Annotated in this window: 9 protein-coding genes; all 9 read left to right on the plus strand. The window is 31.9% G+C overall.

The window, feature by feature from the left end:
• Positions 1-71 precede the first annotated feature (71 nt).
• The 9 genes from KKC53_04960 (at position 72) to KKC53_05000 (ending at position 8,966) form a co-directional block, all read left to right on the plus strand.
• The gene (locus KKC53_04960) at positions 72-953 is read left to right on the plus strand and encodes an ABC transporter permease (protein MBU2598509.1); all 882 of its coding nucleotides are present in this window, start codon (positions 72-74) and stop codon (positions 951-953) included.
• A 66-nt stretch (positions 954-1,019) separates the two neighbouring features.
• Positions 1,020-1,988, plus strand: a complete 969-nt coding sequence (locus KKC53_04965; GenBank protein MBU2598510.1) for an ABC transporter ATP-binding protein — start codon at positions 1,020-1,022, stop codon at positions 1,986-1,988.
• A gap of 34 nt (positions 1,989-2,022) precedes the next feature.
• Entirely contained in the window at positions 2,023-3,006 is a 984-nt protein-coding gene (locus KKC53_04970) for an ABC transporter ATP-binding protein (GenBank protein MBU2598511.1), read from the plus strand.
• A gap of 327 nt (positions 3,007-3,333) precedes the next feature.
• Positions 3,334-4,941: a phosphoglycerate mutase (2,3-diphosphoglycerate-independent) gene (locus KKC53_04975; protein MBU2598512.1), complete on the plus strand. Its 1,608-nt coding sequence runs from the start codon at positions 3,334-3,336 to the stop codon at positions 4,939-4,941.
• A 49-nt stretch (positions 4,942-4,990) separates the two neighbouring features.
• Complete coding sequence (locus tag KKC53_04980; protein ID MBU2598513.1) at positions 4,991-6,202, plus strand: DUF401 family protein; 1,212 nt, start codon at positions 4,991-4,993, stop codon at positions 6,200-6,202.
• 108 nt (positions 6,203-6,310) lie between these two features.
• Positions 6,311-6,739 carry a GNAT family N-acetyltransferase gene (locus KKC53_04985; GenBank protein ID MBU2598514.1) on the plus strand — a complete coding sequence of 143 codons (429 nt, stop codon included), beginning with the start codon at positions 6,311-6,313 and terminating at the stop codon, positions 6,737-6,739.
• Between the two features lie 137 nt (positions 6,740-6,876).
• The gene (gene tnpA / locus KKC53_04990) at positions 6,877-7,284 is read left to right on the plus strand and encodes an IS200/IS605 family transposase (GenBank protein ID MBU2598515.1); all 408 of its coding nucleotides are present in this window, start codon (positions 6,877-6,879) and stop codon (positions 7,282-7,284) included.
• Positions 7,281-7,364: a helix-turn-helix domain-containing protein gene (locus KKC53_04995; protein ID MBU2598516.1), complete on the plus strand. Its 84-nt coding sequence runs from the start codon at positions 7,281-7,283 to the stop codon at positions 7,362-7,364. The genes tnpA and KKC53_04995 overlap by 4 nt, the downstream gene beginning before the upstream one ends.
• A 375-nt stretch (positions 7,365-7,739) precedes the next feature.
• Entirely contained in the window at positions 7,740-8,966 is a 1,227-nt protein-coding gene (locus KKC53_05000; protein ID MBU2598517.1) for an HNH endonuclease, read from the plus strand.
• Positions 8,967-9,052 lie beyond the last annotated feature (86 nt).

Genomic DNA, 9,052 nt, shown 5'->3' on the forward strand with positions numbered 1-9,052 from the left:
ATGAAAAATAAAATATTTCTTCTTAGTTAAGTATGTTGAGACAAGAATATAATTTATTGCAAGGAAATTAAATGGAAAAAGAAGATAAATTTTTTTCGCACAGATTACTCGGTTGGTTTATAAAAAGCGCAAAATGGTATGGTTCAGAATTCTATATAACTGTTATTGGTTGCATTATTATATTGGTTATAATAATTATTACAATATTTGCTCCCTTTATTGCTCCCAATAATCCAATTAAATTTGTAGGTAAACCCTTTTTACCACCTGATTCTAATTTTTTTATGGGAACTGATAATTTAGGTAGAGATATCTTTAGTAGAGTAATATATGGAGCAAGGGTAGTTCTCTTAATAGCATTTTTATCCTCAATCTTTTCAGCACTAGCAGGAGTACCACTTGGACTTCTTTCTGGTTTTATTGGTGGAAAAATTGATAGGATACTTTCTCTTATTATGGATAGCATATATTCATTTCCAGGACTTATATTAGCAATTGCTATGGCAGCATTATTGGGTCCTGGAGTTATTAATATATCTGTTGCTATAGCATTTGTTTATACACCTACCTATTTTAGGATGTCTCGAGGACATACTCTTTCAATTAAAGAGGAGTTGTATGTAGAAGCTGCTAAAAGTTTAGGCGCAAAACCATCAACAATTTTAATAAATTATATTTTCCCAAATGTAATACAATCAATAGTTGTTGTTTTTTCACTTAATATAGCAGATGCAATTTTAACCGCAGCTGGTCTTAGCTTCTTAGGTCTTGGAATTCCACCTCCAACTCCCGATTGGGGTATGGATTTAAGTCAAGGAAAAGCATTTTTACCAAGTGGTAGCTGGTGGATAATAACATTTCCAGGAATAATGATATCTCTTACCACTTTAGGTTTTAGTATGATAGGTGAAGGATTAAATGAGATATTAAATCCAAAAATTACTGAAAGATAAAATTTATACTTAATGAAGCATTAAATAATTATTAAAAAAATAATCTTTTAATATATACATCCTAAAATGAATGAAAAAAATAAGACTATATTAAAAATAAAAGATTTAGAGGTTTTATATCCTACCAGAGTGGGTTTAGTTAAGGCCGTTGATAATGTAGGGCTTGAACTTAAAAGGGGAGAAACCCTGGGTTTAGTTGGGGAGTCTGGTTGCGGAAAATCTACTCTTGGCTTTTCTATACTGGGACTTATACCCCCACCAGGTAAAATTGTTGGAGGAGAAATCCTGTTTAATGGCGAGGATTTAGTTAAGAAGACAGAAAAAGAGATGACAAAGATTAGAGGAAAGAGAATATCCATGATTTTTCAGGATCCAATGACAAGTTTAAATCCTTTGATGAGAATTGGCGACCATATAGTTGAAACTATTTTAACTCATGAAAAGGAATTAAATAAAAAAGAGGCTAAAAAGAGTACTGAGGATTTAGTAGACAGACTTGGAATCTCAAAAACAAGATTAAATGATTATCCTCACCAATTTTCTGGTGGTATGAGACAAAGAGTAATGATAAGTTTAGCATTAGCACTTAATTCTGATTTGATTATTGCTGATGAACCTACTACATCATTAGATGTTATTGTAGAAGCTCAGATACTAGATTTGTTAAGAGAACTTAGAAGTTTATATAAATTAACAATAATATTAATCACTCATAATATGGGTGTTGTTTCTGAGCTTGTAGACAGAATTGCAATTATGTATGCCGGAAGGATTGTAGAGATTGCAGATTGTTTTCCTCTTTTTGAAAAACCTTTTCATCCATATACAATTGGACTCTTAAAATCTATACCAAATATAAGTCTCGAGAAGCAAGATTTAGAGATAATGCCGGGTTCACCTCCAGACTTAATTAATCCTCCAACTGGGTGTAGATTTCATCCAAGGTGTGTAAGTACTATGAAAAAGTGTTCAATATACGAACCACCACTAAAGGAGGCAAAAGAAAATCATCTTGTAAGATGTTGGCTATATTGATTATAAATTTTAATATAAATTAATAAAAATGGTTATGACTAATAATTTAGTTGAAGTAAAAAATTTAAAAAAATATTATCAAGTTCAAAAAGGATTTTTAGAAACTCTCCTTGCTGGAAAAATAGACTTTATTAAAGCAGTAGATAAAATTAGTTTTAATATAAGAAAAGGAGAAGTTTTTGGGCTTGCTGGTGAAAGTGGGAGTGGAAAAACGACAACGGGAAGACTTATATTAGGATTAACTGAACCCACAGAAGGAAAAATATTTTTTGATAATATTGATATCTCTTCATTGAGTCCTTCTGAAATGAGAAATTTCAGAAAAAAAATGCAGATAATTTTTCAGGATCCATATGCCTCTTTAAATCCAAGGATGAAAATCAGAGATTCAATAGGTCATTCTCTTCTCATCCATAAAATCTGTAATAAAGCTGAGAAAAGGGAACTGGTTTTAGATATTATGAAAAAAGTAGGATTAACACCATCTAAAATTCTTTGTGAAAAATATCCTCATCAATTAAGTGGGGGACAAAGACAAAGAGCAGTTATCGCTAGGGCTTTAATATTACAACCAGAATTAATAGTAGCGGATGAACCAATTGCTATGGCTGATGTTTCAGTAAGGGCAACACTACTTAAGCTAATGATGGATTTAAAGAATGAATTTAATTTAACATATCTTTTTATAACACATGATTTAGCAACAACAAAATATATTTGTGACAGGATAGCAATTATGTATCTTGGCAAGATATTTGAGACGGGAACAATTTATGATGTTTACTCTAATCCAAAACATCCATACACAATTGCATTACTCTCTGCTGTTCCTGTTCCTGATCCTAAAGCAAGAAGGAAACACTTAATTCCTCGAGGTGAGATTCCAAGTCCCATTAATCCACCACAAGGGTGTAGATTTCATCCAAGGTGTCTAAAAGTTATTAATATCTGTAGTAAGAAAGAACCTGAGCTAATTGATATTGGAAACAACCATCTTGTTGCTTGCCATTTAGAATAACTATTTAATTTAAGATCCAGTTTTACATAAAAAATAAATATGTAGGGTAAGGCTTTAGCCTTGCAAATAAATTCAAAATTAAATTATAAACGTAACCCTGAAGGGTTGCCCTACATAAAAATATAAATATTAATTTATGTTGATATTAAATTTTTAATTATTTCTTTTAAAGGAATTAAAATTTTATTAAATTGTAAATTTATATTATTAATAATACATATACACAATCTTGCTAAAAATAACAAAGATAATAAAACATTATCTATGAAAAGGAGGATGGCTCTCACCCCTTCAATTAATAAGGGGTCTTGAAGTCTTCATTTTATAATGAATAACGTATCAAGAGGTGAAGCTTTAATAGCAAAAACTATAAAGGATATGTATCAAGAAGGGCAGACTGACTATTTTTTAGATCCTATTGTTCTTATTGATGATGAAAGAAAGCCTATTGGGCCAATTAGGGATGGTGATTCTGTTATTTTCTGCTGTCGCCGTGGTGAAAGAGAGGTTCAATTGACAAGAGCATTTATAGATCCATCTTTTAATAAATTCCCAGTGGTAAATTTTAAAAATCTTAATTTCGTAACGATGACTTTATATCATAAGATGCTCAAAGATTTACTAGTTTCTATTGCATTTCCTCCTCTTGAAAAAATCAAGGGTACTATGGGTGAGATAATCAGTGAACATGGGCTATCTCAGCTTCGTATTGCTGAGTCAGAAAAATTTGCTCATGTTACATTCTTTCTTAATGACGGTAACAATGAACCTTTTCCAGGTGAAGATGATGTTAAGGTCCCTTCACCTAAGGGAGTGCTTTTTGATTGTGTTCCAGAGTTAAGTAGTGCACAAGTGACTGAAGAGGTTTTAAAAGGTTTAAATAAAAATAAATATGCACTGATTGCTGTTAATTTCGCAAATGGCGATGTTATTGGACATATAGATAATTTAGATGCAAAAATTAAATGTGCTGAGGCTCTGGACAAATGCCTTGGGCAAGTTATAGAGGGTGCTCAATCAACAGGATATATTACCATTATAACAGCAGATCATGGTGTTCTTGAAATAGCAGTTAAAGATGATGGTACTCCAAATGTTAGGCATACTGACAGTCCTGTGCCTTTTATCTTAGTACCTCCTGATGAAGAGATGGGTGTTGATTTTTCTTTGAGAGAAGGTGGGTCTTTAGCGGATGTAGCTCCTACTATTCTTCAGATTATGGGATTACCAAAGCCAGAATTTATGAATGGTAAGAGTTTAATACAAAACTATCCCGATATTAATAAGAATAGCAAAAAGAAAGTACTTCTTGTAGTCCTGGATGGCTGGGGAATTGGTAAAAATGATGAAACAAATCCTATCTTTTTGGCTAACACACCATTTTGGGATCAATTAATTTGTAAATATCCCTTTACCCAACTAAAGGCTGCTGGAAGAGCCGTAGGTCTTTTGGAAGGAAAACCAGGAAATTCAGAAGCTGGTCATATAAATATCGGAGCTGGTCGTGTAATTGTTCAAGATGATGCAAGAATTGATATTGCTATTGAAAATGGTACATTTCATAGAAACCCAGCTTTTATTGAAGCAATAGACTCTGCCAAGAAGCATAATAGCTCACTTCATTTAATAGCTTTGCTTTCTAAAAAAAGTTCTCATGGAAGCATGGCCTATCCTCTTGAGTTATTGAAACTTGCTAAAAATAGAGGTCTAAGGAAAGTGAATGTGCATATTATATTTGATGGAAGAAGCACACAACCAGGAAGTGCTCCAGTGTTTCTGAAAGAGTTTGCAAAGGAAATGGATAAAATCTCTATAGGTAGGATTGTTTCAGGCGTTGGCAGAGGAATAGCACTTGATAGAGACAGGAATTATAATAAGACTAAGAAGGCTTATGACTCTCTTGTATTTGGTGTTGGTAGAGAAGCTCACAAATGATTTTTTGTAAAGATATAAATTCACTTCTTTCAAGGAGTAGCTATATTAAATGCAAATAATACTTTTTATTTTAATAATTGCTGTTTTAACTTTTCTGTTAATTAAAAAAGTAAACCTACAATTTGTATTCATATTGGGTTCTTTCCTCTTTGTCATTCTCTTTAAACGGAATGTCTCTCTTTTTATTGATGTACTCCTGATAACATTAAGAAACTCTAAGACCTGGCAATTAATTGGAGCTGTCTTATTAATGCTACTGTTCAATGACATTCTTAGAAAAACTGAAAGGTTACAACTACTTATAGACTCTCTAAAGGAACTATCAAAATCTGTTAAATTAATTTCAGCTATTATACCTGCACTTGTTGGTTTTCTTCCAATGTTGGGTGGTGCAATGATATCAGCTCCATTGGTAGAGGAGGTCCTTGACAATTGTGATGTAACAAATGAAAAGAAAACGTTAATAAATTATTGGTATAGGCATGTATGGGAATACACCTTGCCTCTTTATCCAGGAATAATTCTTACAAGCGGGCTTTTAAACATTAATTTTTCAACACTAATTCTGTATAATATACCATTAACTTTACTTGCAATATCTGCTGGAGTTTTATTCTTATTTGATTTAAAAAGAAAAAATCCAAAGACTTTTTTCGAGAAGTCAAAAAGGAGAATTTTTTTAAATCTTTTTATTGGATTATCGCCAATATTAGCAGTTATTATTGGAGTTACTATTTTCAAAATTAATATCATAATAGTTTTAGCGATTGTCATTACTGCTTTATTGATTTTGTTTAAAGATTATATTCCAGAAATTCACAGAGACTTTGATTATAAGAAGTATTTATCTATGCTTGTATTGGTTTTTGGATTAATGCTCTTTAAAGATTCATTTATTGAAAGTGGGGCTGTTAATGTTCTCCCTGAATACCTAATCTCAAATAATGTTCCCAATATAATCATTATTGCTTTAATTCCATTAGTTGCAGGATTAATGACTGGAATTACTCATGCAGCAGTAGGAATCTCTTTTCCAATTATCATGCCATTTTTGTTTCCTGAAACTGGAATTAATATGGGTGGTGTTGTTCTTGCTTTTATGGCTGGATTTGCTGGAGTATTATTGTCGCCTGTTCATGTTTGTTTGGCTATTACTAAAGATTATTTTAAAGCTGATTCAAAAAAGTTATATAAATTACTTTTTCCAGCAGTTTTAATAATGCTTGCGGGAGCATTTTCACTATATTTTCTATATCAATAATTATTTGAGATTGCTTCAGGACTTTGTCCCTCGCAATTACAATCCTTCAAATTTATTATTTTTAACATTTGTTATTGTAACAACAAGATAAGTTGAGCAGGAGGAAAGATGCAGATTAGGAAAATGAAAAAAGAGAATTATGGGGAACTAATCCAGCTCTGGGAGAGAGCTGGATTAGACTATAAGCAATGTGGAAGAGATTCCAGAGAACATATATTGAAAGAATTAAGGGCTAATCCAGACCTTTTTCTTGTTGCAGAACAGGATGAAAAGATAATAGGGTCAGTTTTAGCAACATATGATGGAAGAAAGGGTTGGTTAAATAGAGTTGCAGTGGATCCTGAGTTTCAAGGAAAAGGTTTGGCAAAAAAATTGTGTCTTGAAGCAGAAAATGTTCTTCGTAAAAAGGGGTGTATTATTTTTGCCATGCAAATTCATGATAGTAACAAAAGATCTAAAGAAATGGCTAAAGGTTTGGGTTACGAGGAAAGAAAAGATATTATATATTTTCGCAAAAAGGACGATGACGATTTTTAACTCCATAGCCAAGAAATCCCCTTGACTTGGCTGGGGAATGAAGGGCATTATTAACTAGTAAATATCATAACACCTTAGACTATTTAAAATATAAAAAAAGTAGATAATAATATAGTTATATGATAAAATATATAACTATGAAATATCAATTAGATAAATCAAGTCATTCTGTTCACTTACTACAGTATCACCTTGTGCAGTGTGTGAAATATAAAAAGGATGTATTTGATAATAATGAAATCGTTGATTTTCTTAAACAAAAAATCAGGGAAATAAGCATCCGATTTGATGTTAAGGTGCTGAACATAGAATGTGATAAAGATTACTTTTATATGATATTTAAAACAAAACCAAAATTAGACATCCCAAGATACCTAAATACTATAAAAACCATAACTTCAAGAGAAATAAAGAGAAAATTCCCAGAGGTGAAGAAAAAGTTGTACAAAGAAGCGTTCTGGTCAAGATCATATCTCCTTGTGACAACAGGACAAGTAACATTAGATGTACTTAAACAATATGTAGAAAGTCAAAGACAAAAATGAAACTAACTTATAAGTTTAGATTGTATCCAACCAAAGACCAGGAAGAAAAATTATTATGGACATTAGATAAAAACCTTTAAAAAAACTTATGACAAATTCCTATTTATCGAAATGTAGAAGAGTCAATTACCCCTACCTAAAGGAAGGGGCTTGTTCCGTGAGGAATGAGGGCAACTAGTTGATTAGGAGGCATAGAAATATGCAGAAGTTATCAGTAAAGTTAAAGAACCCACCAGTGAATACTTCTCTAGTTCACTGCTCTGGAAGTTCTGTATTAAACAAAGAGGAAACTCTTAGTGTACAGGACAAATTACTGACTTAATAACATCTCCGAAGAGAACACACGCTTATCAGTGAGCGGGCCTAAAGCCATTACACTGATATATGTACAAAACAATGAAGGAAAATAAGTTATGCAAAAAGTGTATGTGCAAAACTAAGACAAAACACCTTTAATGCCTTGTAAACAAGCAAAGGCAAGACATTTGATAAGAGACAAGAAGGCAAAAGTAGTAAGGTGTAATCCTTTTACAATTCGTTTGAATTGGGATTGTGAGAAAAACATTCAACCAGTCACGCTTGGAGTAGATACTGGTTACTTAAAGATTGGGTTTTCAGCTATTACTAATACCCAAGAATTAATATCAGGTGAAGTTCAATTAAGAAAAGATGTTTCTAAAAAAATATCTGAAAGAAGAACATATAGAAGAGCAAGAAGAAGTAGAAAGCTGTGGCATAGGAAATCTAGATTTGACAATAGAGTTTCTGCTAAAAAGAAGGACTGGTTAGCACCCTCTATTCAACATAAATTGGATACTCATATCAAAGCAATAGATAAGATTAAAAAAATACTGCCCATTACTCAAATCAATATTGAAGTTGCTACTTTTGACACCCAGAAGATGCAAAATCCTAAAATCAGGGGAACTGAATATCAACAAGGTGAGTTACAAGGATATGAACAAAAAGAATATCTACTGGAGAAGTGGTATAGAAAATGTGCTTACTGTGGTAAAACAAATGTTCCTTTAGAAGTTGAACATATAGTTCCAAAATCAAGAGGTGGCTCAGATAGAATTTCTAATCTTACCATAGCCTGTAATAAATGTAATCAAAAGAAGGGTAATAAGACGGCAAAAGAATTTGGTTATCATGAAATACAGGAAAAAGCAAATAAATCATTAAAAGAAGTAGCATTCATGAATAATGTCAGATGGAAATTAGTCAATCAATTAAAAGAACAGGGTAATAAAGTTTCTCATACTTATGGATATATCACTAAATATAATAGAGCTAAATTAGGTTTAGAAAAATCACATTCTAATGATTCTTTTGTAATAGCTAATGGTATTAGTCAAAAGAGGTGTAAACCTTTTATAGCAACCCAGACACGCAGAAATAACCGATCCATACAAACAAACAGAAAGGGTTTTAAGCCTTCTATAAGAAGACAAAGATACAAGTTTCAGCCAAATGATATGGTGAGATTCAACAAAAAAATTTACAAAGTAAAAGGTGTATTTAATTATGGGAAGTGGGTAAGATTGTCAGATGATTCTAACATCATCGATACTAATATCAAAAATGTTTCATTAATTACTTATGGGAAAGGTTTGCAATTTAAATATCCAATTCATCTCCCACCAAATTCTAACGATTTTGAAAGGAGTCTTCTTGGATAGTTTAGAGATAAAAGATATTAACTCAAATGATCTTGGGATCTTTGTTTTATCAATGTCAACTTTAGCTCTTCAAGCTCTTTTCATAA

It is taken from the genome of Actinomycetota bacterium (assembly GCA_018830725.1).
Taxonomy (GTDB): domain Bacteria; phylum Actinomycetota; class Humimicrobiia; order JAHJRV01; family JAHJRV01; genus JAHJRV01.